Annotated in this window: 22 protein-coding genes and 1 pseudogene; 14 read left to right on the top strand and 9 right to left on the bottom strand. The window is 68.0% G+C overall.

The genetic code is table 11. From position 1 onward, the window contains the following. Window positions 1–3 precede the first annotated feature (3 nt). The 10 genes and pseudogenes from BDK89_RS22280 (at window position 4) to BDK89_RS21075 (ending at window position 9,627) form a co-directional block, all read left to right on the top strand. Window positions 4–2,457, top strand: a complete 2,454-nt coding sequence (locus BDK89_RS22280; protein ID WP_208294157.1) for a DUF6049 family protein — start codon at window positions 4–6, stop codon at window positions 2,455–2,457. Between the two features lie 12 nt (window positions 2,458–2,469). Continuing rightward, a complete protein-coding gene (locus BDK89_RS21040) occupies window positions 2,470–3,303 on the top strand; it encodes a DegV family protein (protein WP_133870827.1) in 834 nt (277 codons plus the stop codon). Window positions 3,304–3,390: 87 nt separating this feature from the next. Continuing rightward, complete coding sequence (locus BDK89_RS21045; protein ID WP_133870828.1) at window positions 3,391–5,142, top strand: serine/threonine-protein kinase; 1,752 nt, start codon at window positions 3,391–3,393, stop codon at window positions 5,140–5,142. Next, on the top strand, window positions 5,139–5,774 hold the full coding sequence (locus BDK89_RS21050) for an RNA polymerase sigma factor (RefSeq protein ID WP_133870829.1): 636 nt from the start codon (window positions 5,139–5,141) through the stop codon (window positions 5,772–5,774). Before BDK89_RS21045 ends, BDK89_RS21050 begins: the two co-directional genes overlap by 4 nt. Further along, window positions 5,771–6,763, top strand: coding sequence for an anti-sigma factor family protein (locus BDK89_RS21970; protein ID WP_166657755.1), 993 nt, complete (start codon window positions 5,771–5,773; stop codon window positions 6,761–6,763). Before BDK89_RS21050 ends, BDK89_RS21970 begins: the two co-directional genes overlap by 4 nt. Before the next feature lie 95 nt (window positions 6,764–6,858). Continuing rightward, window positions 6,859–7,179 (top strand): hypothetical protein, encoded by a 321-nt coding sequence (locus BDK89_RS21060; protein WP_133870830.1) that lies wholly within the window; start codon window positions 6,859–6,861, stop codon window positions 7,177–7,179. Between the two features lie 28 nt (window positions 7,180–7,207). Next, complete coding sequence (gene trxB, locus BDK89_RS21065; RefSeq protein WP_133870831.1) at window positions 7,208–8,158, top strand: thioredoxin-disulfide reductase; 951 nt, start codon at window positions 7,208–7,210, stop codon at window positions 8,156–8,158. A gap of 170 nt (window positions 8,159–8,328) precedes the next feature. Continuing rightward, entirely contained in the window at window positions 8,329–8,667 is a 339-nt protein-coding gene (gene trxA / locus BDK89_RS21070; RefSeq protein ID WP_133870832.1) for a thioredoxin, read from the top strand. 48 nt (window positions 8,668–8,715) lie between these two features. Continuing rightward, a pseudogene (locus BDK89_RS22755) lies at window positions 8,716–8,841 on the top strand (peptidoglycan-binding domain-containing protein); the annotation flags it as partial. Window positions 8,842–8,853: 12 nt separating this feature from the next. Next, entirely contained in the window at window positions 8,854–9,627 is a 774-nt protein-coding gene (locus BDK89_RS21075) for a peptidoglycan-binding protein (RefSeq protein ID WP_166657756.1), read from the top strand. 298 nt (window positions 9,628–9,925) lie between these two features. On the opposite strand, the gene BDK89_RS21080 is transcribed toward BDK89_RS21075, so the two are convergent. From BDK89_RS21080 to rpmH, 8 genes are all read right to left on the bottom strand, one after another. Next, complete coding sequence (locus BDK89_RS21080) at window positions 9,926–10,876, bottom strand: ParB/RepB/Spo0J family partition protein (RefSeq protein WP_133870834.1); 951 nt, start codon at window positions 10,874–10,876, stop codon at window positions 9,926–9,928. Then, complete coding sequence (locus BDK89_RS21085) at window positions 10,863–11,666, bottom strand: ParA family protein (RefSeq protein WP_133870835.1); 804 nt, start codon at window positions 11,664–11,666, stop codon at window positions 10,863–10,865. The genes BDK89_RS21080 and BDK89_RS21085 overlap by 14 nt, the downstream gene beginning before the upstream one ends. Before the next feature lie 967 nt (window positions 11,667–12,633). Further along, entirely contained in the window at window positions 12,634–13,173 is a 540-nt protein-coding gene (locus BDK89_RS21090; RefSeq protein WP_208294158.1) for an RsmG family class I SAM-dependent methyltransferase, read from the bottom strand. Between the two features lie 2 nt (window positions 13,174–13,175). After that, the gene (gene jag, locus BDK89_RS21095; RefSeq protein ID WP_133870837.1) at window positions 13,176–14,114 is read right to left on the bottom strand and encodes an RNA-binding cell elongation regulator Jag/EloR; all 939 of its coding nucleotides are present in this window, start codon (window positions 14,112–14,114) and stop codon (window positions 13,176–13,178) included. Window positions 14,115–14,144: 30 nt separating this feature from the next. Then, entirely contained in the window at window positions 14,145–15,245 is a 1,101-nt protein-coding gene (locus BDK89_RS21100) for a YidC/Oxa1 family membrane protein insertase (protein ID WP_133870838.1), read from the bottom strand. A 3-nt stretch (window positions 15,246–15,248) separates the two neighbouring features. Further along, on the bottom strand, window positions 15,249–15,518 hold the full coding sequence (gene yidD, locus BDK89_RS21105; protein ID WP_133870839.1) for a membrane protein insertion efficiency factor YidD: 270 nt from the start codon (window positions 15,516–15,518) through the stop codon (window positions 15,249–15,251). Window positions 15,519–15,538: 20 nt separating this feature from the next. Next, window positions 15,539–15,883: a ribonuclease P protein component gene (rnpA, locus tag BDK89_RS21110; RefSeq protein WP_133870840.1), complete on the bottom strand. Its 345-nt coding sequence runs from the start codon at window positions 15,881–15,883 to the stop codon at window positions 15,539–15,541. After that, window positions 15,880–16,014, bottom strand: a complete 135-nt coding sequence (gene rpmH / locus BDK89_RS21115) for a 50S ribosomal protein L34 (protein WP_133870841.1) — start codon at window positions 16,012–16,014, stop codon at window positions 15,880–15,882. The genes rnpA and rpmH overlap by 4 nt, the downstream gene beginning before the upstream one ends. A gap of 513 nt (window positions 16,015–16,527) precedes the next feature. Between rpmH and dnaA the strand changes: the two genes are divergently transcribed. Both dnaA and dnaN read left to right on the top strand, forming a co-directional pair. Beyond that, on the top strand, window positions 16,528–17,940 hold the full coding sequence (gene dnaA / locus BDK89_RS21120; protein WP_133870842.1) for a chromosomal replication initiator protein DnaA: 1,413 nt from the start codon (window positions 16,528–16,530) through the stop codon (window positions 17,938–17,940). 288 nt (window positions 17,941–18,228) lie between these two features. Beyond that, a complete protein-coding gene (gene dnaN / locus BDK89_RS21125; RefSeq protein WP_133870843.1) occupies window positions 18,229–19,326 on the top strand; it encodes a DNA polymerase III subunit beta in 1,098 nt (365 codons plus the stop codon). A 112-nt stretch (window positions 19,327–19,438) separates the two neighbouring features. Here dnaN and BDK89_RS21130 read toward each other — a convergent pair whose 3' ends face one another. Next, window positions 19,439–19,822, bottom strand: a complete 384-nt coding sequence (locus BDK89_RS21130) for a hypothetical protein (RefSeq protein WP_166657757.1) — start codon at window positions 19,820–19,822, stop codon at window positions 19,439–19,441. Window positions 19,823–19,969: 147 nt separating this feature from the next. On the opposite strand from BDK89_RS21130, the gene recF reads away from it, so the two are divergent. Together recF and BDK89_RS21140 are read left to right on the top strand one after the other, a co-directional pair. Then, entirely contained in the window at window positions 19,970–21,049 is a 1,080-nt protein-coding gene (recF, locus tag BDK89_RS21135) for a DNA replication/repair protein RecF (protein ID WP_133870845.1), read from the top strand. 66 nt (window positions 21,050–21,115) lie between these two features. After that, entirely contained in the window at window positions 21,116–26,926 is a 5,811-nt protein-coding gene (locus BDK89_RS21140; protein WP_133870846.1) for a fibronectin type III domain-containing protein, read from the top strand. Window positions 26,927–26,971: the final 45 nt, after the last annotated feature.

Consider the following 26,971-nt stretch of genomic DNA (forward strand, 5'->3'; position numbering starts at 1 on the left):
CCCGTGGCGCGTCTCCGCAGCATCGCGTCGATCACGGCGGCCTTCGTCGTCGCGCTGGTCACGGTCGCAGTGGTCACCGTGGCCGGTACCGCATCGTCGGCGCGGCCCGCCCAATCGTCCGACACGTCCGACACGGCTGACACGTCCGACGGCATGTCGCTGCTCGACGAGACCTACACCGTCGACCCGGGCGGCACCGTGCGCCTCTCGTTGCTCGTGACCGGCGACGTCCCCGAGATCACCACCACGAACACGACCACCACGACGACCACCACCACGACGACGACGACCACCACCACGACGACGGTCCCCACCACCGTGCCCGGGCAGGTGGAGCCGCCGCCCGCACCCGAGCCGACGACACCGGCGGCGACGGTGCCGACCACCGAACCGGCCCCGACCCCGACGGTGCCGGCCGGTCCCGAGATGGTCGTCCAGGTCCGCGCCCACGCCTCCGTCGAGTCACGCGCCGAGGTCGACGCGGTCGACGACGGCGACCCGGGTCCCATCATCGACATCGTCCAGTTCGATCTCGACGACGTCGCCCGGGTCGACGAGGCGACCGGCGACCGCATCGTCGACCTCCAGATCGAACTCACCGAGACCGGGACCGACTTCGATCGGCTCGACCTCACCGAGGCCGGGGTGTACCCACTCACGGTCCAGATCCGGCGCGACGGCCGCATCGCCGCCGACCACACGACCTTCATCGAGGTGCTCGACACCTCACGGTTCGGTCGCGGACCACTCACCTATGCCGTGTTCGCCGCGATCGACGACTTCGGACCGACACCGACCGAGGCACAACTCGACGACGCACGCACCCAGCTCGAACGCGTCGCCGAGCTGGTCGACGCCGTCGACGGGCCCGTCACCCTCTCCCTGCCACCGACCGTCGTCACCGAGTTCGTCGCGACCGAGCCCGCAGCGATCGAACGGCTGCAGGCGGCGCTCGGGCCCGGCGACCTGCTGCTGGCGTTGCCCGACGTCGAGCTCGACCCGTCGTCCGCCGCCTCGGTCGACCTCGTCGGCACGTTCACCGACCGGGTCGTCGTCGGCGAGGAACTCCTCACCCGGACGTTCCCCGGCGTGCCGATCGCCCGGTCGGCGTGGCCGGTCACCACCGACATCACCCCCGACGGCGCAGCGACGTTGCGCGACCTCGGCATCCCGCTCCTCGTCGTGTCCCAGGAGCGGTACCTCGAGTTCGACGACAACATCGGCGCGTTCGTCGACACGACGCTGCTGTCGGGCGCCGAACTCCCCGACCGGTCCCTGATGCGGATGATCATCGTCGATGCGATCGACGAGCGTCTCGCCGGCGACGTCGACGACCGCTTCAATGCCACCGAGCGCGCCGTCCGGGTCGTGGCCGGCACCGGCGCCGTCCGCTACGGGCTCGAGCCCGATCTACGCGGCATGGTGCTCACGGCCCCCGACCTGTCGGCCCCCGACGGTGCGACACTCGCCGAGGTCGAACGCTTCGTCGGCTCCCATCCCGAACTCGGTTTCGACGCGATCTCGCGGCTGTCCCAGATCAACACGTTCTTCGTCGACCACGAACCCCACACGGTGCAGCTCGACGCCGAACCACCCGTCGAACTCGAGCCCCGTGTCGACCGTGCCGGCGCCTCGCGGCTCCTCGCCGACGACACGACCTCGATGCTGCCGACCGACGACGAGCGTCCGACCGAATGGGAGACGTCGCTACAGCTGGCGATGTCGACCGGGCTGACATCGGTCGAAGCCGACTCGATCATCACGGCGGTCGACGACGACATCGCATCGGTCCGCGCCGCGATCCTGCCTCCCGAGGCGTACCAGTTCACGATCGCCGGTCGCCAGGCCGACGTGCCGGTCCGGATCGAGAACACCGGGTCGACACCGATGACCGTCGTCGTGCGGCTCACCTCCGACAAGTTGTCGGTGCCCGGCGGCGACGTGACCGCCGTGCTGGCCCCTGGCGACGTCACCGACGTGGTGGTCCCGGTCGAGACGCGATCGAACGGCCTGTTCCCGGTCATGGTCGAGGTGCGCACCCCGGTCGGCAACCTGCTCACCGAACCGGTCGAGATGACCGCCCGGGTCACCAGCCTGAGCGGCCTCGGTCGGGTCGTCACCGTCGGCGCGCTCCTGGTGCTGCTGAGCTGGTGGTACAGCTACTTCCGTCGGCGCCGCGCCGAGACGATGGCCGCAGCGTCGAGCCGTCACCCGTCGAACGGCGACGCGGGAGTCCACGCCGGCGACGAGCACGGCGACCAGCACGACGGCGAGTCGACGGGAGCGACCGACACGACCGGAGCAGACGAGCGGGCCCCGGCGTGGCCGGGCCGCCTCGGGGCCAACGGTTCACACCGCGCCGGCACCGGCACCGGCAGCCGAACCGATACCACGACCGACACCCCGACCGGCAGCAACGACGGCGTCCCCGAGACAGCACCGGCCGAACCGGAGTAAGATCCGGACCCCGTGAGTGTCCGTATCGTCACCGATTCGTCCTGCGACCTGCCCGAGTCCGTCGTCACCGACCTCGGCGTGCGCGTCGTCCCGCTCTCGATCCGCTTCGGCGACGACGAGTTCATCGATCGCGAGGAGCTGTCCACCGAACAGTTCTGGCAGAAGTGCGCAGCGCAGGACGCCCTTCCCGAGACCGCGGCGCCCGCGCCCGGCCAGTTCGAGAAGGTCTACCGCGAGCTCGCCGACGACGGCGCCACCGGCATCGTCGTCATCAGCCTGTCGGGCAAGCTGTCCGCGACCATGCAGAGCGCCGAGCTCGCCGCCCGCTCGGTGTCGGAGACGATCGACGTCCGCGTCGTCGACAGCCGCAGCGTCACGCTCGGTGTCGGCACCATGGTCATCGCCGCTGCACGCGCCGCCGGCGAGGGTGCCTCGCTCGACGAGGTCGAGAACATGTCGACCGACCGCGCCAACCGCACGCACGTGTTCGGCGCCCTCGACACCCTCGAGAACCTCAAGAAGGGCGGCCGCATCGGTGGCGCCAAGGCACTGCTCGCGACGGCCCTCGCCATCAAGCCGATCGTCGAGGTCGTCGACGGTGAGGTCGCCCAGGCCGGCAAGCAGCGCACGCGCAGCAAGGCGCTGAAGTTCCTCGTCGACAAGGTGAAGTCGTACGGCGACGACGTCAACGACCTCGCGGTGCTCCACGCCGATTGCGACGACGTCGACGAGTTCGTCGCCATGCTCCAGCCCCTGTACGACGGCGAGATCGTGATCGGCGACATCGGCCCCGTCATCGGTACCCACACCGGCCAGGGCACGATCGGCGTCGCCTTCAGCTCCTGAACGCCGGTTGATGTCTCGGATGATGTCAGACATCATCCGACATTGCCCTGATACCGCAGGACTCGCCCACTAGCGTGGCGGACGATCATGGCGTCGTCGGCAGCACCTCCTCCTCGCGCACCGGTAGGTGAACTGCTCGCGGGCCGGTATCGGCTCGAGCGTCGCATCGGCCAGGGCGGCATGGCCGAGGTGTGGGTCGCCACCGACACCGACCTCGATCGCCGCGTCGCGGTCAAGTGGTTGAAGACCAACCTGGCGAGCGATCCGATCGTCGCCGAACGGTTCCGTCGCGAAGCGATCGCCGTCGCACGACTCAACCACCCGAACATCGTCGGCGTGCACGACGTCGTCGCCCACGAGGGTCGCCAGGCCGTCGTCATGCAACTGGTCGACGGCAAGAGCCTCCGCCAACTGCTCGACAGCCAGAAGCGGCTCGGGCCCGAACTCACGATCCACATCGGCGCCGCGATCGCCGGTGCACTCGACGAGGCGCATCGCAACGGGTTCGTCCACCGCGACGTCAAGCCCGGCAACATCCTCGTCACCTCCGACGGTCGCGTGCTGCTCACCGACTTCGGCATCGCCAAGGGGTTGCAGCCGGGCGACGAAGACCTCACCAGCGACAACGTGATGATGGGTACGGCCAAGTACCTGTCGCCCGAGCAGGTGCGAGGCCGCCGACTCGACGGTCGCGCCGACCTCTACTCGCTGGCGCTCGTGCTCTACGAATGCCTCGCCGGGCGCGTCCCGTTCCTGGGCGAGACCGACGCCGACACGGCCCTGGCCCGCCTGCAGCGCGACCCCACCGATCTCGGGCACCTGCGGCCCACCCTGCCGATCGGCCTCGTCAACCTGATCCACAAGACGCTGGCCCGCAACCCGGCCCACCGGCCCCAGACCGGCAGCGACCTGCGAGCGGCCCTGCTCGCGGTCGACACCTCTCCCCCACCGATCGACGGCACCCCGGCCGAACCTCCGCCGCGGATCGCCAACCCGCCGACGCGTGCCCTCGGCGCCGGTCCCGGCGTGCCGGGCGACCCGCACATCAGCGGTGCCGTTCCCGTCACGCGCACCGACGACCGCACCCCGGCCACTGCTCCCGCACCCGAGACCGAGCAGCGCGACCCGACACCCGCCGGCCCGGTGCCGGTCGGGACGCCGGCCCGACAGGACGCCCAGCGGTGGACGCCGTCACTCGTGGTCGTCGGCGGTCTCGTGGTGATCGCGCTCGTCGTCGCCGGTGCGCTGTTCGTCGGGCTCAACCAGGGCGACTCGGCCGACGACCTCACGATCGAGACGATCGTGCCCGCCGACGAACCCGACGCGGTCGCCGACGAGCAGATCGACGACGCCACCGACGAGGCAGGCGACGTCGCTGCCGGCCCGGTGTCGATCGTCGACGTCCTGGCCTGGGACCCCGACGGCACCAACGGCACCGAGAACAACGGCCAGGCGTCACTCGCGCTGGCCGACGGCAGCACCTCGACCGCCTGGCCGACCGAGTGCTACAGCGACAAGTACCTGGGCGGCAAGCGGGGTGTGGGCCTGATCCTCAGCCTGTCCGCACCCTCGGCCGGTCGACTCAGCGTCGACGCCCTCAACGGCCCGTACCAGCTCGAGGTCTACGCCAGCACCGACGAGGCGGCACCCGCCGATCTCGACGGCTGGACGCGGATCGGCGACAACAACTTCGGGGACGACCCGGCGACGGTGACCACCGACGTCGACGTGGCCGCCACGCACCTCCTGCTCTGGCTCACCGAGCTCGGGCCCGACGATGCGTGCAGCAATGCCAACCCCTATCGGGGTCGGCTCGGAGAAGTCAGCTACCAGCCGTGACCGCGTTCGAACGGTCGGACGACGAACTCGTCTCGGCCGCCCGCCAGGGTGACGCGGCCGCGATGGACGCCTTGCTCCGGCGTCACTACGACCGGGTGCACGCGGTGTGCCGCCGCATCGCCGGGTCGACCCGCGACGCCGACGACGCGGCGCAGGAGGCGATGATCCGCATCGTCCGCAATCTCGACAAGTTCGACGGCCGCTCCGCGTTCGGCACCTGGGCGTACCGGATCGCCACGAACACCTCGCTCGACGAACTCCGCAAGCGCAAGCGCCGACCGCAGCTGCACAGCGTGCCCGACGACGACGAGCAGCACGGCATGCCCGAGCAGGCCGACGAGCTGTCGCACCGGGTCGTGGAGTCGGTCGCGGATCGCCTCGCGATCGACGATGCCCTCGCCGAACTCCCCGACGACTTCCGCATCCCCGTGGTGATGCGCGACGTCGGCGACCTCGACTACGCCGAGATCGCGGACGAACTCGGCGTGCCGGTCGGTACCGTCAAGTCCCGCATCGCCAGAGGCCGGAAGATGCTCGTCGAACGACTCGGGAACCGGACACCCGACCCGGAACGTCCAACTCCTGAACGTCGCGACGGGCCCCCTCCCCCACGACCACCTGACACGACATGATGCACGATCCCGACACGCTTGCGAGCGCCTATCTCGACGGTGAACTGACCGACGACGAACGGCGAGCCGCAGAGGCCGACCCGGCAGTGATGGCCGAGGTCGAGCAGTTGCGCGCACTCCGGGCCGGCATCGCCGAGGTCGAACCGCCATCGGACGGCGCCCGTGAGGCGGCGATCGGCGCAGCCATGGCGGCCTTCCACGAGCAGTTCGCAGCAGCGCCGGAACCGGCCGTGCCGGCCGAACCCGACGCCGTCGTGGTGCCGCTGTGGCAGCGCTTCGCCAGCCCGCAGTGGCTCGGCACCGCAGCCGCGGCGCTCGTGCTGGTCGTCGGTGTCGGCGTGATCGTCACCCGCAGCGGGGGCGACGACGACAGCCTCGACACTGCCGGCGACGAGACGGCCGACATGGTGCTCGCCGACGAACCGGCCGACGACGCGCTCGATCTTCCCGACGCCGATGCCGACCGGATGACCGAGTCGGAGATGGCCGACGAGGTGTTCGCCGCCGAGGCCGAGAGCGACGACATGGGCGCCGACGACATGGAGATGGCCGACGAACCCGCGGAAGAGCCCGCCGAGGAACCGGCCGAGGAGTCGGCCGACGTCGCCGAGGGCGACGACATGGATTCGGGCGACGCCGAGATGGCCGACGAACCAGCGAGCGACGGCGAGGACGCCACCGGCGCAGCAGCAGGCCCGCCGGCGCTCGACGACCCCTCGCTCCATTTCGAGTTCGAGGTTCCCATCATGGGTCCGCTCCAGCTCCGCGCTGCCGGGTGGTACCTGCTCGCCGAGCGCGCCGAGGGCGCACTCGGCCCCACACCCGAGTACCGCTGCGAGTTCTACAACGTGCTCGGTGCCGCGCTGCTCGACGACGACGGCGAGATCCGAGAGGTCCTCATCGAGATCGACGAGATCGAGCGGGTCGTCCACGCCGTCGATCGCGACGAGTGCATCGTCGTGCTCAGCGTCGACCTCGACGAACGCTGACTCGCCGACGAACGCCATCGGACCCGACGAGCCCGATGCGGATCACCCGAACGGATCTGGCCGGGCCGGGTACCGGCGCGGCTAGTCTCGTCGTCATGCCGGGCAATCCGCTGACCGACGACAACTGGGCCAACGAGGTCACCGACCAGATCACCGAGTTCGTCGGGACGGTCCGTCAGAAGACCACCGACAACGCGATCGTCGTCGTTCGTGGTGTGGTGTTCGGCCTCCTGGCAGCCTTCATCGGGTTCGCCCTGCTGATCCTGTTCCTCATCTTCGCCACGCGTGGCCTGCAGTCGCTGTTCAACCTGTTCCTGTCGTGGGAACGAGCGGTGTACGTGAGCTACTTCGTGCTCGGGGGAATCTTGTCGATCGTCGGGTTGTTGCTCATGAAGAAGCGCACCAGCGCGTTCTGAACGCCCCCAGCATCCACGGAGTCCAAGCATGTCCGACGTTCGCAACGTCATCATCGTCGGGTCCGGTCCCGCCGGCCTCACGGCCGCGATCTACACCGCCCGCGCCAACCTCGCCCCCCTCGTGATCGAGGGTGAGCCGTCGTCCACCTCCGACCAGCCGGGCGGCCAGCTCATGCTGACCACCGAGGTCGAGAACTTCCCCGGGTTCCCCGAGGGCATCATGGGCCCCGAGCTCATGATGAACTTCCGCAAGCAGGCCGAGCGCTTCGGTGCCGACTTCCTCACCGAGAAGGTCACCAAGGTCGATCTCAGCGAACGCCCCTTCAAGGTGTGGGTCCGCGACGACCTGTACCAGGCCGATGCGATCATCGTGTCCACCGGCGCCCGCTCCCTCATGCTCGGCCTCGAGGCCGAGACGCGCCTGCTCGGACACGGCCTGTCCACCTGCGCCACCTGCGACGGCTTCTTCTTCCGTGGCCAGAACATCGCCGTGGTCGGCGGTGGCGATTCGGCGATCGAAGAAGCCACGTTCCTCACGAAGTTCGCCGACAAGGTCACGATCATCCACCGTCGCGACGAGCTGCGCGCCAGCAAGATCATGCAGGAGCGAGCCTTCGCCAACCCGAAGATCGACTTCCTGTGGAACCACACCGTCACCGACATCCACGGCGACGGCTCGGTCACCGGGGTGCAGGTCACCAACACGGTCGACGGCACGGTGAGCGATCTCGACGTCACCGGCGTGTTCGTGGCGATCGGCCACCGTCCCAACACCGACCTGTTCGCCGGCCAGCTGCAGCTCGAGGACAACGGCTACCTCACGACGATGCCCGATTCGAGCTACACCAACATCGCGGGTGTCTTCGCCTGCGGCGACGTGCAGGATCACACCTACCGCCAGGCGATCACCGCCGCCGGTTCGGGTTGCATGGCGGCGATCGACGCCGAACGCTGGCTCGAAGCCCAGCACGACGCCTGATCTCGGCGCTCGTTCCGACCCCCTCTCGACCCCGGCGCTGGCTCGAACAGCGCGTCAGCCGATCCCCGATCGCACCATTCCCGATCACATCGGTCGGGAATGGATCGGTCGGTCGTGGGGTTTCTCCTCACTACACTCGCTGTACCGGCGACCGATCCAAAGGACGTGACATGGCCAACGGCATCACCAACCTCACCACCGCGACATTCGACGAGACCGTCGCGGGTTCGAGCACCCCGGTGCTCGTCGATTTCTGGGCGGAATGGTGCGGGCCCTGCAAGCAGATCGCCCCGATCCTCGAAGAGCTCGCCGGCGAACTCGACGGGCAGCTCCAGATCACGAAGCTGAACGTCGACGAGAACCCCGACATCGCCATGCGCTACCAGGTCATGAGCATCCCGACGCTCCTGGTCATCGACGGTGGCGACGTGAAGAAGAAGATCGTCGGCGCCAAGGGCAAGGGCGCCCTCCTGCAGGAGCTCGACGAATTCCTGGCGACCTCCCACTGACGCCGGGTCAGCGCGGCGAGGCCGTGCGCGACCTGCAACGCCGCCTCGGTGCCGCCGGGTTCGCTCCCGACGGCGCCGAGGCGGGTTTTTTTTTGCGCGTCCACGGAACAGGCCCTGCGTGACTTCCAAGCCCATCGCGGCGTCCGCACCACCGGTGAGTGCGACGACGAGACGTGGCGTGCCCTCGTGGAAGCGACATGGAAGCTCGGCGACCGGCTGCTCATGCACGTCGCCCCCAACCTGCGTGGCGACGACGTCGGTGAGCTCCAGGCCTCGCTGGCCCGCCTCGGCTTCGACTCCGGTCGGGTCGACGGCATCTTCGGACCCTCGACGGCGCATGCCGTCGAAGACTTCCAGCACAACTGCGGTCTGTACGTCGACGGGGTGTGTGGCCCCGACACCGTGCGGGCCCTGAACGTCCTGGCACGCCAGACGGGCACCGGCCCCGGCATCACCGCCGTCCGCGAGCTCGCCTCTCTCACGGCCACGGCACGGAGCCTGGCCGACCTGCGGGTCGTCGTCGGCCAGTTCGGCGGGCTCAGCGGCCTCAGCCGGCAGCTGATCCAGGCGCTCCGCCACCGCAGCGCCACCGTGGTGGCCAGCGACGAGCCCGACGCGAGTGCCCAGGCCGTGGCCGCCAACCGTTTTGCCGCCACGGTGTACATCGGCTTCGAGGCGACGCCCGAGTCCGACCCGACGGTGCACTTCTACCAGGTGCCCCAGTTCGAATCGGTCGGGGGACGAGCCCTGGCGACCCGGATCGCCGACGCGTGCGCCACCACAGCCGCCGTCACCCCCTCGGTGCACGGGATGCGACTCCCGATCCTGCGAGAGACCCGGATGCCGGCGGTGCTGTTCACCGTCGGCGACGCCCATCGCGCCCTCGACGACGCGCCGCGCCTCGTCGAAGCCGTGGTCGAGGCACTCGAGCGCTGGGCTGCCACCCCCCTCGACGACTGATCCGGTCGCTCGGTCGGCGTACGTCGTCCTCCACCGCCGAACTGCGTTATCCACAAGGTTGTCCCCTGCCTGTGGTTGACGTTGAGCCCCGGATCCACGCTTTGCGCGCGATCTGTGTGCATAACCGCCGTATTTCTCACATCTGGTGTGTCGAGCGTCACACAATGACAGCAAGTCTCACGTCGCGTCTGTGGATGATGTTGAGAGTCGTGGGGACAACCTCACGCGCGGGTCGAAGGTTGTCCACAAGACGGGCGACGCCGCATTGAGGTGCTGTTTGCCCGCTGCGTTCAGCGCGTCACTCAGCGTCGGTGTCGGGCTCGGTCATCCGGCGGTAGATCCGCTCCAGATCTTCGAGATCCGCGAACTCGATCGCGATCTTGCCCTTCTTCGCACCCATCTGCACCTGGACACGCGTCGCCAGATGATCGGCCAGCAACTCCTCGAGTTCGAGCAAGCCGGGCGGTCGCAACCGAGTGGTCGGCGCAACGCCGGCGCCATCGAGCGACGGCTCGGGTGACGGTGCGTCGGACGGTCGCGGCTCGGGTTCGTCGGCGACCGGTGCCTGCGGCAGTCCCCCGTTCTTGACGGCGAGCTCGACCATCCGGACCGTCCACCCTTCGTCGACCGCGCGCTCGGCGATCGAGGCCTGGAGGGCACGGTCCGGCGTGCCGAGCAGGGCGCGGGCATGCCCGGCCGACAGCCGACCATCCGCCAGCAGATGCTGGATCGTCGGTGGGAGACCGAGCAGCCGCAGCGTGTTGGTCACGGCCGAGCGGCTCTTGCCGACGCGATCGGCGACATCCTCGTGGGTGAGCTCGAAGTCCTCGATCAGCTGCTGATACGCCGCCGCCTCTTCGAGCGGGGTGAGATCTTGGCGATGCAGGTTCTCGACCAACGCCTGCTCGACCGACGACAGATCGTCGGTCGTCCGCACGACGGCCGGGACGGCCGCCAAGCCGGCACGGGTCGCAGCACGCCAGCGCCGCTCCCCCGCCACGAGTTCGAACCCGTCCTCGACCTCGCGCACGAGGATTGGCTGCAGCACGCCGATCTGCTGGATCGACGCCGTCAACTCGGCCAGCGACTCCTCGTCGAAGTGCACGCGTGGCTGATGCGGGTTCGGGACGATGTCGGCGATCGGGATCTCACGCAGCACCGCCGTGTCGTCACCACCGCCCGGTGTCGCCTCACCGGGTGGGATCAGCGAACTCAAGCCCTTGCCGAGTCCTCCACTACGCCGGGCCATGGTGCACCTCCTTCGCGACGTCGCGATACGCGACGGCGCCGTTCGAGCGGGGGTCATAGACGATGATCGGCTGGCCGAACGACGGCGCCTCCGACAGGCGGACCGAACGAGGGACCACCGGACGGACCACCTTCTCGCCGAAGTGGTCACGCACTTCGGCGACGACCTGTTCCGAGAGCTTGGTACGAGCGTCGTACATGACGCACACGATCGTCGAGACATCGAGATCGGGGTTCAGATTGCGCTTCACCAGGTCGACGTTGCGCAGCAACTGACCGAGTCCTTCGAGCGCGTAGTACTCGGTCTGGATCGGGACGAGCACCTCACTCGCCGCCGCCAGTCCGTTGACCGTCAGCAGGCCGAGCGTGGGCGGGCAGTCGATGAGGACATAGTCGTAATCGTCGATCACCGCCGCGATCGCCTGACGGAGCCGTGTTTCGCGAGAGAACGCCGGGACCAGCTCGATCTCGGCACCCGCCAGGTCGAGACTGGCCGGCGCGACGAACAGCCCACGGACGTCGGTCGGCTCGATCACGTTCTCGAGCGGCTCGTCGTGCATGAGTACGTGGTACATCGAGACCTCGAGCCCACGATTCTCGATGCCCAGACCCGTGGACGCATTGCCCTGCGGGTCGAGATCGATCACCAGGGTGCGGAGTCCGAGTTCGGCGAGACACGCACCCAGGTTGATCGTCGTCGTCGTCTTGCCGACGCCACCTTTCTGGTTGGCAACGGCGATGACACGGGGGAGTTCTCGAACCGGCGGCCGAGGAGCAGCTGCGGCATCCATCGCCCGCCATTCTGCCCGCTCCAGACCGCAGAACCGCGGATAGACCCCGGAATGTTCCACGTGAAACCAAACGAGCTGCGGTCTCCACACCGCAGGCTGTTTCACGTGAAACATGTCGTTCCCTTCGGGTCAGCTCTCGGAGGTGCCGGAGAGGAACGAGCCGCGCGGATCAGCTGACCTGGATCCGTATCGACGACCAGTGCGAGAACGAGCCGTCGAGCCAGGCCAACAGCGCCGAGGACGTTTCACGTGAACACGTCAACGCATTCCGGACAGGCATCACGGTCACGGGAAAGGAGCGACACCGTGCGGATCACCCTGACCCGGTACCGTTCGGCGAACCACCGGTGAACATGCCGGCGAGCCAGACGATGGGGGCCGGGGGTCAGGTGGTGCGTTTCACGTGAAACATGCGGCGGAGCTTCCCGGGAGATGACCTGGTCCGGAGCCCGGCGCGTCAACCACCGGGAACGAGCCGGCGTATCCGACCGCAGGACCCCGGAGGCGCGTTTCACGTGAAACAGTTCAGCGCATTCCGGACAGGTACCGCCGGCGAAGCCTCGTCCTACCGAAACGCACGGCGAGGGGGAGCCGCTACCGGCAGATCGCTTGACCCATTGCCCGGCGCGTCAGCCACGGGAACGAATCGTCGTACCCCACAACAGGACCCCGGAGTCAGGTGACCGCCGGGAACGACTCGCCCAGAGGGCGAGTCGTCACCTCTGGCACCTGACCCGGAGGCGCGTTTCTCGTGAAACAGTTCAGCGCATTCCGGACAGGTGTCGCGGGCGACGGCGACGGACGAGCCGCTACCGGCAGATCACTTGACCCATTGCCCGGCGTGTCAGCCACGGGAACGAATCGTCGTACCCGACCAGAGACCCCGGTGGCGTTCGCCGAACCACCGGCGGAGCGTCGTACCAGCCGGGGCGGAACACGCCGTCGAGCCAGACCTAACGACGGTTCGTCAGGGGGCGTCGAAGCGGATGACTGTGCCCGTGCGGGTGGGGGAGAGGTGGAGCTCGTCGAGGAGCTCGGCCGGCCAGCGGTCACCCGTCGGCGGCTCACTGATCACGATGCAGCCGCCCGGCCGCACACAGCCTGCTGCCGTTCGGAGCGTGAACTCGGGCGGTCCGAAGCCACGAGCGGTCACGATGTCGAACCCAGGGTCGACGCCGTCGGTCACCTCACGCACGACCTCGTCGGCGTCACGACAGGCGACCGATACCTGCTCGAAGCCCAGGCGCCGGACCGCTCGCTCGAGGAAGTCGGTCCGCTTCTGCCGACGGTCGAGCAACACGATCTCCAGATCAGGCCGGGCGTCGGCGACCACCAGACCCGGCAAACCGCCGCCGCTGCCGAGGTCGAGGAGTCGGCCGGAACGATCGCCGATGGCGGTGACGTACTGTTCGGCGTGGGCGACCGCCTCATCGATGGCGCGGTCGCCGAAAAAGCCGAAACGCTGCGCCTGGCGCAGCGTTTCGAACAGATCAGGGTGACGATCCACGATCAGGCGGGGCTGATGACCACCCGGCGGTTGGGCTCGTCGCCTTCGGACCGGCTGGTCACACCGTCGATCTCGGTGATCGCATCGTGGACGACCTTGCGGTCGGCCGACGACATCGGCTCGAGCGCCTTGGTGCTGCCGGCCTCGATCACCTGGTTCGCAACGGCGACGGCGAACTTCTCGAGTGCGCCCTTGCGCTTCTCGCGGTAGCCGCCGACGTCGATCCGCAGGCGGGTCTCGTGATCGCCCAGGCGGCGCTGCGACGAGACACGGGCCAGGTCTTGGACGGCGGTGAGGGTGCGGCCGCCGGGGCCGACCAGCAGGCCGAGTTCGTCGCCGGACACCCGGACGTCGATCTCGGTGCCGTCGATCTCGACGTCGGTCGTGGCCTCGGCACCGAACGCCGTGGCGAGCCCGCTCATGAACGCCACTGCGGCGTCACCGACTTCTTGCGGCGAGACCTCGGTCTCGGTTCCGTTGTCTTCCATGGCGGCATGCTCCTTGTCTGTCCGCTGGCGCTTCGAGCGCCCCCGTTGGCCGTTCGACGACCGTTGCTGATCCTGTTGAGGCGTGCGGGCCTGCTTGGCGTCGGCCTGGTCGTCGGTCGCCGTGGCGACGGCACCACCGTCGTCGTTGCCGGCGTCGTTCTGATGCTTGCTCCGGTTGTCGTTCCGGTTGTCGTTCCGGTTGTCGTTGCGGTCACGACCGCCGCGCTTCGACTTGTTCCCGCGGCGGCGATCACGGCGGTCCTGCTTCGGACGCACCTGCGCCGGCTTGACGCGGGCCCGGACGCGAGCCTCGCTCTTCACCCGACCGAACAAGCCGGTCTTGGCCTCTTCGACGACCTCGAACTCGGCATCGTCACGTGCCACGCCGAGCTGATCGAGTGCCAGCTCCTTGGCTTCATCCACCGTCTTGCCGGTGGTCACGACCCATTCCATGTTGCTCCTTGTGCCTGATTGACGAGCGCGTCACTTCTTCTTGTGGCGTTTCGTCGACGTCGGCCGCTGCCGCGACGACGATCCGCCCTTTGCGCTCGGGGTGGGTCGGTTCTTCGGGGCTGTGGTGCGCTTGGTCGGGCGGACCTGATCGTTCGAGTTCGACTTCGCCGACTTGGACGTGGCGTCCTTCGAACGATCCTTGGCCTTCGACTGAGCTTGCTTGGCCTCGGCGAGGTCACGGCGAGCCTTGGCGAGTGCACCGCCGCCGCCATCGGCCTTGGCCATCTCGCGAGCCTTCTCGCTCGCCGCCTGGGCCTGCCGGCCGAGCGACTCGTCGCCCGCGTAGAACCGCTTGGTGATGTAGAGCTGTTGCAGGATCCGAAGGATCGACTGCACGATGTAGTAGACGACCAGGCCGAGCAGGAAGAACACCTGGAACACGGCGAACGCGACCGGCAGGTACTGCATCAGCTTCTGCTGGGTCGGCGACATGGTCGGGCTCACGGCGGCTCGAGCGGCCACCATGCGCTGCTGGACGAAGTAGAGGGCACCGAGCGCCACGACGAGCGCCGCGTAGATGAGGCCTCGGGTGAAGTCGGTGCCGAGCATCTCGGCGGGGGAGACCGACAGGTCGAGCCCGAACGACTCCATGTGCTCGGAACGCACCAGCGACTGGTACATGTCGGAGCCCTCCGACAGGTATCGGGGCACGAAGCCGATCGGCCCGGTGTCACCGGCGGCGTTGAGCACGGTCTGGGCCATGAGCTCGTTGCCGCCGTCGGGCTTGTAGGTCAGGCCGTGCAGGACGCGGAACATGATGATGAACACCGGCATCTGGGCGACCAGGGGCAGGCACGAGGCCATCGGGTTGACCTTGTGCTCCTGGTAGAGCTTCATCATCTCTTCGTTGAGCTTCTGGCGGTCGTCCTTGTACTCCGCCTGCAGGCGGCGCATCTCGGGGGCCAGGCGCTGCATCTCGAGCATGCCCTTGGTGCTCTTGAGGATCAGCGGGGTCACCAGCAGCATCACGATCACGGCGATCAACGCGATCGCCAGCGCGTAGTTGCTGGTCAGGGCGTACAGCCACGCCAGGAGGGCGGCCGGGTACTCGAAGAAGTCGATGGCGAGCATGGATCAGTGCTCCAGATGATCGTGCGGGGGTGGAACCGGGTCGAACCCGGACGGGCCGAGTGGGCGGCAACGCAGCAGCCGACGCATCGTCAGCCACGACCCGCGACCGGCACCGTGCAGGTGGATCGCCTCGGCGCCGTACTCGGAACAGGACGGGAAGAAACGGCACGGCGACGGGCGCCCTTCGAAGGCGCGCTGGTACGCACCGATACCGCGGAGGAGCAGGCGTTGAGCGGGGGAGTGGTCCGGAAGATCGACGTGTGCCGTCGTCACATCGGACCCCTCGACCGTCGTCACGACGACGTCGGTGTGCTCGTGGCAGCACGGAGCAACTGCTCGATCTCCGTGCGCAGTTGATCGAACGTCAGTTCGGTCGCTGTCGGCTTCGCGCCGATCAGCAACAGTCCCGGGGGCAGCGGCTCTCGCTGATCGAGATGCCGCACGATCTCCCGGAGTCGGCGACGCAGACGATTCCGCGTCACCGCCGGACCGCAGGCGCGCCCGATCGAGTACGCCACGCGTGTCGCGTTCGAACTCGGTTGCGGACACCAGCTGCACCAGAGGGACGATCGACGGATTCGTCGCCCGTCACGCGACAGGGTGCTGAAGGCGTGACGGCCGTGAATCCGTTGGATCAAGCCGAGAGTCGGGCGCGGCCCTTGGCGCGACGGTTCTTGATGATGTTCCGTCCGGCGCGGGTGCTCATGCGAGCACGGAAGCCGTGCTTCTTCGCACGACGCTGGGCATTGGGTTGAAAAGTACGCTTCATGGTCGTCTCCTGGTCGGCCGAGCGGCAGCAGGGCCGGCCGACACGTTGTGATGCACTGATGGGCCCGCCCGCGGGCGCGCCCTTTCGACCTGACAAGGCTACGGGCGCGCGCCGACCAGTGCCAACCATCCGGGAATTCCCATTGCAACCGCATCCGGCGACCACCGGGACCGCTCCCAACCGCCCGTCGACCCGCACCGTGTCCGTTGTCGTGCCATGTGTCCACAGGGACACCTGGCCCCCGGCCGCGACGTCGGCGGTGATGCCGCGAGGAGGTGCCCGGTGAGACCCTGACCAGGGGCGACACCGCCGGACCGCGGATTTCCCCAATCCCATTGCCTGCGCCGTTTCGACGATGTGGGGGAACGTGGTAGGTTGCGACGCCTGCCGTGACAGGACCCTTGTCCACACCTGTGGACAACCGTGTGGACGCCGAAGGCATCGGGTCCGACCACCGGTTCGAGCGTCGTCACGGCGCGAGATCCACAGACCGGAGACCACGCAGGAGGTGGGATGAGCGATCAAGACGAAGTGTGGACCGCCGTTGCTCAGATCCTGCGCTCCCAGCTCACCGAATCGGTCTGGTACTCCACCTTCGCCGAGGTCGTCCCCCAGCTCGACGACGACCATCAGCAGCTCGTCATCCAGGTGCCGAGCACCCTGGCGCGGGAACGGATCCTCACCCGCTACCAACCCCTGATCACCGACGCGATGGCCGATCTCGGGTTCTCCGATCGCCGGTTCGATGTCATCATCGGCGGTGCCGAGCGACCCGAACACACGGGCGAGGTGCCGGTGATCAACACCCTGATCCCCACCGCCGAACCGGTCGCCGAAACCGAGTCACCCCAGGTCAGCGGGGTCACAACCGACCCGAACGCCGCCCTCGACGACGCCGGACTGAATCCTCGGTACACCTTCGAGACGTTCGTGAAGGGTGCATCCAACCAGTTCGCGCTGGCTGCTGCCCTGCGCGTCGCCGAGACACCCGCTCGCAGCTACAACCCGCTGTTCATCTACGGTTCGGCCGGTCTCGGCAAGACCCACCTGCTGCACGCGATCGGCCACTACGTCCACTCGAACTACCAGCACCACGTCGTGCGGTATGTGTCGACCGAGACGTTCATGAACGAGTACGTCGACGCGATCCGCTCGAACTCGATGGCCGGCCTCCGTCGCCGCTACCGCGAGATCGACGTCCTGCTCATCGACGACGTCCAATTCCTCGAAGGCAAAGAAGGCCTCCAGGAGGAGTTCTTCCACACCTTCAACTCGCTGCACGGCGCGAACAAGCAGATCGTCATCAGCTCCGACCGCATGCCCGACGCGATCCCGACGCTCGAGGAACGCCTGCGTGGGCGGTTCAAGTGGGGGCTGATCACCGACATCCAGCCCCCCGACATGGAGACCCGTCTCGCGATCCTCCGCAACAAGGCCGAACGCGAGAAGGTGCGGGTGCCCGCCGAGACCCTCGAGTTCATCGCCTCGAAGATCGCCACCAACATCCGCGAACTCGAAGGCGCCCTCATCCGCGTCACCGCGTACGCCAGCCTGAGCGGTGCACCGATCACGACCGAGCTCGCCCAGCAGCAGCTCCACGATCTCCTCACCGACATCGAGGTCAAGCCACGCACCGACGAGGAACTGCTGGCCGAGATCGCCCGCATCCTCAACTTCGACGTCGAAGCCCTGAAGGGCAAGAGCCGGCAGCGGCCACTCGTCACCGCCCGCCAGATCGCGATGTACGTGTTCCGCGAGCAGACCGACCTGAGCTATCCGTCGATCGCCCGCCTGTTCGGCGGCCGCGACCACACGACGGTGATCCACGCCGTCGAGAAGATCCAGCGTCAGATGGGTGAACGCCAGGCGATCTACGAACAGGTCACCGACGTCATCCAGAAACTCAAGATGGCGTCCCCGTCATGAGTCGGCACCGATCCGACCATCGCCTCGTCACTCGGACGACGGCGCCCGTTCGCCCCGTGGACACCTTGTGGACGCGCCACGGGACAACGCGTGTCGTTCCCGTGGACAACGCGACGTCATCCACCGAACTACATCACCGTCATCCGCGCGGTGGGGACGACGGTGGACAACAGCGCGCGGCCGCGCGTAGCCCCTACGCTGGGCGAATCGTGGGTTGTCCACAATCCACAGCACCTCTTACTAGTACTAATTCGATACACACCACATTGTGAGGAGAAGGGTCGCACTGTGAAGTTCCGTTGCGAGCGTGAGATTCTGGCCGAGGCGTTGACGACCGCCGGCCGTGCAGCGACCAGTCGGACCGGCACGTTGCCGGTGCTGTCGGGCGTGCGACTCGATGTTGCCGGGGGCGAGTTGACCGTCACCGGTACCGACCTCGAGTTGACGATCCGGCTGACCGTCCCGGTCCACAGCGATCAGGACGGATCGGCCGTGGTGCCGGCCCGCCTGATCAGCGACATCGTCCGGGCACTGCCCGCCGGTGCCGTCGAGATCAGTCTCGGCGACGACGAGATGGCGATCAGCGCCGGTCGGTCGCAGTTCTCGGTCCGGCCGCTGTCGCTCAGCGACTACCCGGCCCAGGCCGAGCCCGACGCCGAGCCGGTCACCCTCCAGTCGAGCGAGGTGTCCGACGCACTCCGCCAGGTCGTGCGTGCCGCGTCGACCGACGACGCCCGTGCGGTGCTCACCGGTGTGCTCATCGCTGCCGACGACGAGGGCCTGAAGATGGTCGCCACCGACTCGTACCGACTGGCCGTGCGCGACCTGCCCCAGTCGTCGATGCTCGGCTCGGGCCAGAAGGTGCTCGTCCCCGGTCGTGCCCTCGCCGAGTTGCAGCGCATCCTCTCCTCCGGCGACGACGAACTCACCGTTCGGCTCGGCACCCGCGAGGCCGTGTTCGAAGCCGGCGAGACCCGACTCACCACCCGCCTGATCGAGGGTGAGTACCCGAACTACCGCAACCTGTTGCCGTCGGCGTACCCGAACCTGCTCACCGTGGGCCGCGAGGCACTCCTCGAGGCGTTGCGACGCGTGAAGATCCTCGCCCAGGACTCGACGCCGGTGCGGCTCACCCTCGCCGGTGACACCCTGCAGCTCACCGCCATCACCCAGGACGTCGGCAACGCCCACGAGGAGATCGACGCCAGCTACGACGGTGCCGAGATGACCGTGGCGTTCAACCCCGACTACCTGGCGTCGGGCATCGACGCGGTCGAGGGTGACGAGGTGACCCTCGCGACGATGGACCCGATGAAGCCGGCAGTGCTCCGCGGCGTCGGCCACGACGAGTACCTCTACCTCCTCATGCCCGTCCGCGTGCCGTAACGTCCGATTTCTCGAACTTGCGCGACCCAGTCGCGCGTCGACGGACCACCTGCTTGGTCGGGTCTCACCTCGTCGAGGGCTCGGCCCCGGGTCGCTCTGGGAATGCCGTGCCTCAAGCGGGGAGGGTGCTGAGCAGGGTGGCGAGGGCGGTGGGGGCGGCGAGGGGCAGGGTGCTGTGGATGATGATGTGGGCGGCTCGTCGTCCGCTGGGGCGATAGCGGCGGATCGTGACGATGCCGACGACGAGGTAGACGGCGATGCCGACCGCGGCGCCGATCAGGAACCCCGACACCAGGCCGTCGAGCTCGCACCAGTCGTCGTACGCAGTGCAGTCGGCGTTGACCGACCGGCTGATCGTCACGCCGATCGCGGTGCCGATCGCACCACCGATGCCGGTGGCCAACGTGGCCGCCAACACGCACAGCGCGACGGGATGCATCGACCGACCCTGATCGCCGGTGTCGAGACGACCGGGCTGCTCGATCACGGGCGTCATGGGCGTCGCGGACGGTGGCGGGGGCGGGAGTGCGTTCATGGGTTCCACGCTGAACGATCCGGGCGCTCGGCGATATCCGTCGAATCCCTCATCGGTGCGTAGGGGACCGTCGTCACCGGGCGGGGGAGCGTTAGCGTCGAGACCGCGATGATCGTCGAGCGGCTCGAACTCACCGACTTCCGGAACTACGAGTCCGCGGCCTTCGATCTGACCGCGGGCGTCACCGCCGTGATCGGCAAGAACGGCCAGGGCAAGACCAACCTGGCCGAAGCGCTGGCGTTCCTCGCCACGCTCACGAGCTTTCGCGGCGCCCCTGCCGACGCGCTCTTGCGATCGGGCGCCGAGGCGGCAATCCTGCGGGCGACGCTGCGCGAGGACGACGGCCGCGAGATCCTGATCGAAGCCGAGCTGCCGCGCACCGGCCGCAACCGGGTGCAGGTCAACCGCCAGAAGCTGCAGCGCACACGCGATCTGCTCGGCGTGATGCGGGTGACCGTGTTCGCGCCCGACGACCTCGTCGTCGTGAAGGGCGGCCCCGGCGACCGCCGCCGCTTCCTCGACGACGCCCTGGTCGCGCTCCGCACCAGCTACGACCCGTTGCGTCTCGAGCTCGACAAGGTGGTCCGGCAGCGCAACACCCTGCTCAAGCAGTCGGGCGGACGCCTGTCGGACGAGGCCGCGGTCACCCTCGACGTGTGGGACGCCCGTTTCGCCGAGCTCGGTGAGCAGCTCGGCTACGCGCGGGCGACGCTCGTCGCCCGCTGTCAGCCGATGGTGGCCGAGGCGTACGAACAACTCGCCGGCACCGCCGCCCCGGTCGAGCTGGTGTACGAACCGGCGTGGCGCAACAGCGGCCTCGGCGCTGCACTCGCTGCGTCTCGAGACGACGATGTCCGCCGCGGGGTGTCGACCGTCGGTCCGCACCGCGACGAGGTCGAGATCGGCCTGAACGGTCTGCCGGCCCGCACCCACGCCAGTCAGGGAGAACAGCGAACCCTCGCCCTCGCGATGCGCCTCGCCGCCCACCGGCTCGTGGCCGAGCGCACCGAGTCGACCCCGGTCCTGGTGCTCGACGATGTGCTGTCCGAGCTCGACCCCGACCGGGCGACCGCCCTGCTCGCGAACCTGCCGCCCGGCCAGATCGTGATCACCACAGCGTCACCCCTGCCGCCGGCCGCAGAACCCGAACGCATCATCGAGATCGCGTCGGGCGCCATCGTCGCCTGAACCGGAACGGGGCTGTCGGGCTCGCTGTTACCCCGCTGTTACCGGCTCGGATCAGACTCGACACTCGTGCGGGCTACAACACGGTTCTCCCTGGCAGGGGCGGTCGCCATCGCGATCACCACCTCGATCGCGCCGGCGTCGATCGACGCAGCACCACCCCCGGCGGTCGAGCCGTCGCGGGTGGCACCGCGAGCGCTCAACACCGTCAACATCCTGATGAGCGGACCGGGCGCGACGGCGGTCTACGGACCCAACGAACTGGTCGAGATCATGGCCGGCAACATCAACTACGTGGGCGGCAAGGTGTCGGTCGGCCGCGAGGTGGTGGGCGCGTGCGAGGCGCATCCGGTGCTGTCGGGGAAGCGTTCGAAGAAGGGCGTCGAGGACTACCTGCAACCCTTCGCCGACATCTACATGGTTCCGGCCGGCCAGCAGCCGAGCAACGGCGAGACCCTCAGTGATCTGAACGGCCAACCCAACACGGTCATCGGGTCGCTCGGCGGCTCGTTCGTGTACGAACCACTCGGGGTCACGTTCCCGAGCGGCAAGATCGGCGCCGGGGTCTATGCGCTGGTCGTCGACGAGTGCCAGAACGGCGTGTTCGACACCGGCGAGGACTCCTTCATCGACGACGCCTTCTGGGTCGATCTCGACCAGGACGTGCCGGGCCTGTCGACCGGTGCTTCGTCGTTCCTCACGGCGAAGTCGAGGGCCGGTCGCCTCGCGACGAGTCTGCACGGCGTGAAGCAGTTGCTGAAGTTCAAAGAGGCCCTCGACAAGGCACAGAAGACCCTGAAGCTCGCAGCCGCGGCCGTGTCGCCCGAGGCGATGGTGACGATGGTGCTCACCGAGGTGCTGTCGAAGATCCAGGAGCCGACCCTCAAGGAAGGCGAGCTGATCCTGAAGACAATGTTCACCCAGTTCGAGAAGCGGGCCAAGGGCCTGGCGGCCGACCCGCCCCAAACCGACTTCCGCCGACACGCCGTGCCCGTCGTGGCGGGGGCGAGCTTCGAAGACCGAACCGACGAGTACGGCGCCGCCACGATGGCGTACGCGTCGATGCTCGATGCACTGTCGGGGCTCTCGGGCGCGATTCTCGACGCCGTCGAGCGCTACCAGGGCGCCGATCTGCGGGGCGACGGGCAATGGGCGATTCGCCACGCCGAGCGGGTCGAAGCGTTGACGACGCTGTACACCGACCTGCTCGACGACCTCGACGCCGCCGAGGCGAGGCTGCTCGGGGCGATTCAGGCCCAGCACCAGGACGGACCGCCGTCGCAGGACTACCAGCACGCGATCTTCATGCTGCGTCTCGAGACGGCGGCCGAGTCGCTGAACTCGAACAGCACGTACACCTACGAGCTCCAACCCGACGTGCTCAACACCGGCATCGACCCGGCGGCGGCACGCCCGACGCTCGACTACTGGCTCGACCAGGTCCACAGCTCCGAGCGCCCCGGCGGCACGGCCGACTGGCAGGCGCCGATCGAGGCCGCGACCGACAGCCTCCACGAGTTCGCCGACAGCTTCCCCGGTCTCGTGGCGCAGTTCGATCCGATGATCGCCGAGCTCGCTGCCGACGCGCCGACATACGGCAACGTCGACGACTCACCGATCACGATCACGGCGACGGGTGCCGTGCGTGCCGGTGACGACGTGGCAGTGAGCGCCACCGTTCCGGCCGGATCCGTCGTCGAGTGGGACCTCGACGGTGACGGTGCGTTCGACGACGCAACCGGCGACGCCGTCACGTGGACGGTGCCCGGCGACGCCATGGTGGGGGCCCCGCTGTTCGTGAGCGCCCAGTACAGCTTCCTCAAAGAAGCCGGCGTCGCAACCGAGCTGTTCGTGGTCGAACCGGGCGGCAACCGGCCGCCCGATGTCGACGACACGCCGACGTCGTTCGTCGGTGCCCCGGGCGACACCGCCAGCTTCGATCCGTTGGCCTCCGACCCCGACGGCGATCCGCTCACGTATACCTGGTTCGTCGACGGCGTCGAGGCCGGAACCGGCGCCACGTTCGACTACCCGACGCCGAGCGATCGTCTCGTGACCCACGCGGTCGAGGTCGTCGTCTCCGACGGACAGGCAGCGACCCGGCGCCTGTATCTGATCGAGACCCGCACCGCCGACGCCGACAACGACGGCTACATGGCGGCTCCCGGACCCGACTGTCACGATGCCACGCATCTGGGCGTTCTCGGCCAGCTGATCAACCCCAACCGATCCGAGGTGACCGGCAACGGTGTCGACGACAACTGCAACGGGCAGATCGACGAGCCGGTCCCGGCGACGATCTCGATCCCGAACGTCGCTGCGCCGGGCACGCGAGTCACCGTCGGCACAGAGGTCGAACTCGACGTCGTCAACTGGACGCACGGACGTCGCAACACCGGCGACACGTTCGAGTTCACCGTCGACTGGGGTGAGTCGGTCGACACCTTCACCGTTGCCCAGGACACGGGCACGCCCGAGGACGAGACCGACATCGACATCGTGTCCCACATCTACGAGCGCCCGGTCCAGAGCCAGACCATCGCGGTGTGCGGACGACGGCTCGGCGACCCGTCCGACCCACAGAACGCGACGTTCTGCAACACCGGTAAGCGGGTCGATGTCCACCCCGACCGGCCACTCGTCAACGCCGACGACCTCCGAGACCTCGACGTGTACCGATTGCTCGGTCGCGGTGTCAGTGTGTCGACCGTCGGCGACTGGGCGCCGGTCGACCCGCACGGCCACGCCGTCCGCTCGGTCGGCAACCCGTCGGAGTACGTCGTCGCCGACACCGGTGACGAGCTCGGCGTCGACGGCTATGGACGGGTGTCGATGATCTTCTCGGTGCTCGCGACCGGTGACGACGACACCGTCGGCCTGCTGTTCGGCTTCGACCCCGACGACGACACCGAGCCGCACGACACTCTCGCCACCCACGTCCAAGCCGTGCCGAACAGCGAGTTCCACGGTGTCCGATGGTCGAACGACTCCCAGTCACTGACCAACTATCCGTGCAACGACGACGAGGACCTCAGCTCGCGGTTCCACCCCGATCCGCTGACCGCGTTCCACTTCGTCGGCGAGCCGATCTGGTGGGAGATGAGCAAGCTGATCGACCTCGCCGAACCGTACGACCCGTCCGACGACGCGGCCGAAGGGGAGGATCCACAGGACCCCGGTTGCGACGACAGCCCGAACGGGGTGCCACCGTTCGCGTCGGTGCCGACCGGTGTCGACCCCGACGTCCTCGTCGGTGCCGACAAGTGGGAAGTGCGCAGTTGGGACGCGTCGCAGAACGGCCGCAATCCCGACCCGTACCTCGTCGAGGTCGACTACCAGCCGTACTCGTTCACCGTCTGGATCGACGGCGTCGAACAGTTCCACTACGACAAGCCCCAGGGCGAGGACCCCTTCGGACCCTCGGACGTCGCCTTCTTCTACTCGTCGCAGAACTCACTCGAGGTGTCGATCTCGACGACCGCGCCCACGTTCTCGTTCGAGCAGGGCAAGGGCGGCGAATTCTGGCGCACCGATCCGATCACCGGCGACCCCGTCGACCCGGACGGCATCGTCATGTCGATGATCGACGGCGCCCACGACGAGCACACGGCGGTGGTGCACTGGGGCGACGGCACCAACAGCGCCGAAGGTGTCGTGGCGCCGGGTGCCGTCGCCGGCGAGTTCTCGATCGCCGCCGACCACGTGTACGACGAGGTCGGCGAGTTCGTCGGCGAGGTGTGCGTCACCGATCAGCGCGACTTCTCGAACTGCGGCCAGTTCCGAGCGATCGTCACCAACGCCGCACCACAGGTGCACGCCGGGCGCGACCTGGCAGCCGACGCCGTCGTCGATCTCGACGACATGGGGTTCCAGGATCCCGGCTCGGCCGACACCCACACGGCGACGATCGACTGGGGCGACGGCACCGTCGAGGCCGGACTGATCACCGACGAACGTGGTGGTGGCGTGGTGAGCGGGTCGCACACCTATGCCTCGACGGGTTCGTACACGGTCGAGCTGTGCGTCACCGACCAGCACGGCGCCACCGGTTGCGACGACCGGGAGATCACGGTCGACGCGACCGAGTACGCACCCGAGGCCGACGCGGACGACGCCGAGGGCGACGTCGACGAGCCGGTCGACGTGCTGGTCGGCTTCACCGACCTCGACCAGGACGACGGCCACACCGCGACGATCGACTGGGGTGACGGATCGGGTGTCGGCCCACTCGACATGTCGATCGGCCAAGGATGCGAAGACGCCGACGAGGCACCGGGCGTGCAGCTCGCATGTCGCACGGTCGGCGCGGCGCAACCGTCGCACACGTACGCAACAGCGGGAACGTTCGACGTGTTGGTGGAGGTGTGCGACGTGACCGACCGATGCGATCAGGCGTCGGCGTCGGTCGTGATCGCAGACTCGGGACCCGACGTCCCGGCGGCACCCGCTGCGCCGACCGGCGTTCCCGGTGACGGCACGGTCGCCGTGTCGTGGACCGCCCCCACCGACGACGGCGGTTCGTCGATCACGGGCTATGTCGTGTCCGCGTCACCGGGAGGCGCATCCTGCACGACGAGCGGCGCGCTCGCCTGCGTCGTGTCGGGCCTGACGAACGGGACGCCGTACACGTTCCGGGTACGAGCCACGAACGGCGTGGGTACCGGCGCGTGGTCGGCACCGTCGACCGCCGTGACACCGACGTCGTCTGAACCCGACCCGGTTCCGTTCCTCGTCCCGTTGACGCCGGCTCGGTTGATGGAGACGCGTGTTGGTGCGTCGTTGACGACGGTGGATGGTGAGGATGAGGGTGTTGGTGTTCGTCCGGCTGGTGATGTGTACGAGCTGACGGTGGTGGGTCGTGGTGGTGTGCCGGGTTCGGGTGTTGCTGCGGCGGTGTTGAACGTGGGTGCGGTGAATCCGCGTGGTGATGGTCATGTGACGGTGTATCCGTGTGGTCGTAAGCCGGTGGCGTCGTCGTTGAACTTCTTGGATTCGAACAATCCGAATGAGGTGATCGCGAAGTTGTCGGGGTCGGGGTCGGTGTGTGTGTTCACGTCGACGCCGACGGATCTGATCGTCGACGTCACGGGGTATGTGCCGGATGGTTCGGATTACATGCCGTTGACGCCGGCTCGGTTGATGGAGACGCGTGTTGGTGCGTCGTTGACGACGGTGGATGGTGAGGATGAGGGTGTTGGTGTTCGTCCGGCTGGTGATGTGTACGAGCTGACGGTGGTGGGTCGTGGTGGTGTGCCGGGTTCGGGTGTTGCTGCGGCGGTGTTGAACGTGGGTGCGGTGAATCCGCGTGGTGATGGTCATGTGACGGTGTATCCGTGTGGTCGTAAGCCGGTGGCGTCGTCGTTGAACTTCTTGGATTCGAACAATCCGAATGAGGTGATCGCGAAGTTGTCGGGGTCGGGGTCGGTGTGTGTGTTCACGTCGACGCCGACGGATCTGATCGTCGACGTCACGGGGTATGTGCCGGATGGTTCGGATTACATGCCGTTGACGCCGGCTCGGTTGATGGAGACGCGTGTTGGTGCGTCGTTGACGACGGTGGATGGTGAGGATGAGGGTGTTGGTGTTCGTCCGGCTGGTGATGTGTACGAGCTGACGGTGGTGGGTCGTGGTGGTGTGCCGGGTTCGGGTGTTGCTGCGGCGGTGTTGAACGTGGGTGCGGTGAATCCGCGTGGTGATGGTCATGTGACGGTGTATCCGTGTGGTCGTAAGCCGGTGGCGTCGTCGTTGAACTTCTTGGATTCGAACAATCCGAATGAGGTGATCGCGAAGTTGTCGGGGTCGGGGTCGGTGTGTGTGTTCACGTCGACGCCGACGGATCTGATCGTCGACGTCACGGGCTACATCGAGCTGCTCGACTGACGCCCGGACGCGGCACGGCCCACCCGGAGAACCGGGTGGGCCGAG

The organism is Ilumatobacter fluminis, from assembly GCF_004364865.1.
Lineage (GTDB): Bacteria > Actinomycetota > Acidimicrobiia > Acidimicrobiales > Ilumatobacteraceae > Ilumatobacter > Ilumatobacter fluminis.

Coding starts and splice junctions, on each gene's coding strand:
- BDK89_RS21045 (WP_133870828.1), top strand. CDS start 3,391: ATGGCGTCGTCGGCAGCACCTCCTCCTCGCGCACCGGTAGGTGAACTG.
- BDK89_RS21970 (WP_166657755.1), top strand. CDS start 5,771: ATGATGCACGATCCCGACACGCTTGCGAGCGCCTATCTCGACGGTGAA.
- BDK89_RS21060 (WP_133870830.1), top strand. CDS start 6,859: ATGCCGGGCAATCCGCTGACCGACGACAACTGGGCCAACGAGGTCACC.
- trxB (WP_133870831.1), top strand. CDS start 7,208: ATGTCCGACGTTCGCAACGTCATCATCGTCGGGTCCGGTCCCGCCGGC.
- trxA (WP_133870832.1), top strand. CDS start 8,329: ATGGCCAACGGCATCACCAACCTCACCACCGCGACATTCGACGAGACC.
- BDK89_RS21080 (WP_133870834.1), bottom strand. CDS start 10,876: ATGGCCCGGCGTAGTGGAGGACTCGGCAAGGGCTTGAGTTCGCTGATC.
- BDK89_RS21085 (WP_133870835.1), bottom strand. CDS start 11,666: ATGGATGCCGCAGCTGCTCCTCGGCCGCCGGTTCGAGAACTCCCCCGT.
- jag (WP_133870837.1), bottom strand. CDS start 14,114: ATGGAATGGGTCGTGACCACCGGCAAGACGGTGGATGAAGCCAAGGAG.
- BDK89_RS21100 (WP_133870838.1), bottom strand. CDS start 15,245: ATGCTCGCCATCGACTTCTTCGAGTACCCGGCCGCCCTCCTGGCGTGG.
- rpmH (WP_133870841.1), bottom strand. CDS start 16,014: ATGAAGCGTACTTTTCAACCCAATGCCCAGCGTCGTGCGAAGAAGCAC.
- dnaA (WP_133870842.1), top strand. CDS start 16,528: ATGAGCGATCAAGACGAAGTGTGGACCGCCGTTGCTCAGATCCTGCGC.
- BDK89_RS21130 (WP_166657757.1), bottom strand. CDS start 19,822: ATGACGCCCGTGATCGAGCAGCCCGGTCGTCTCGACACCGGCGATCAG.
- recF (WP_133870845.1), top strand. CDS start 19,970: ATGATCGTCGAGCGGCTCGAACTCACCGACTTCCGGAACTACGAGTCC.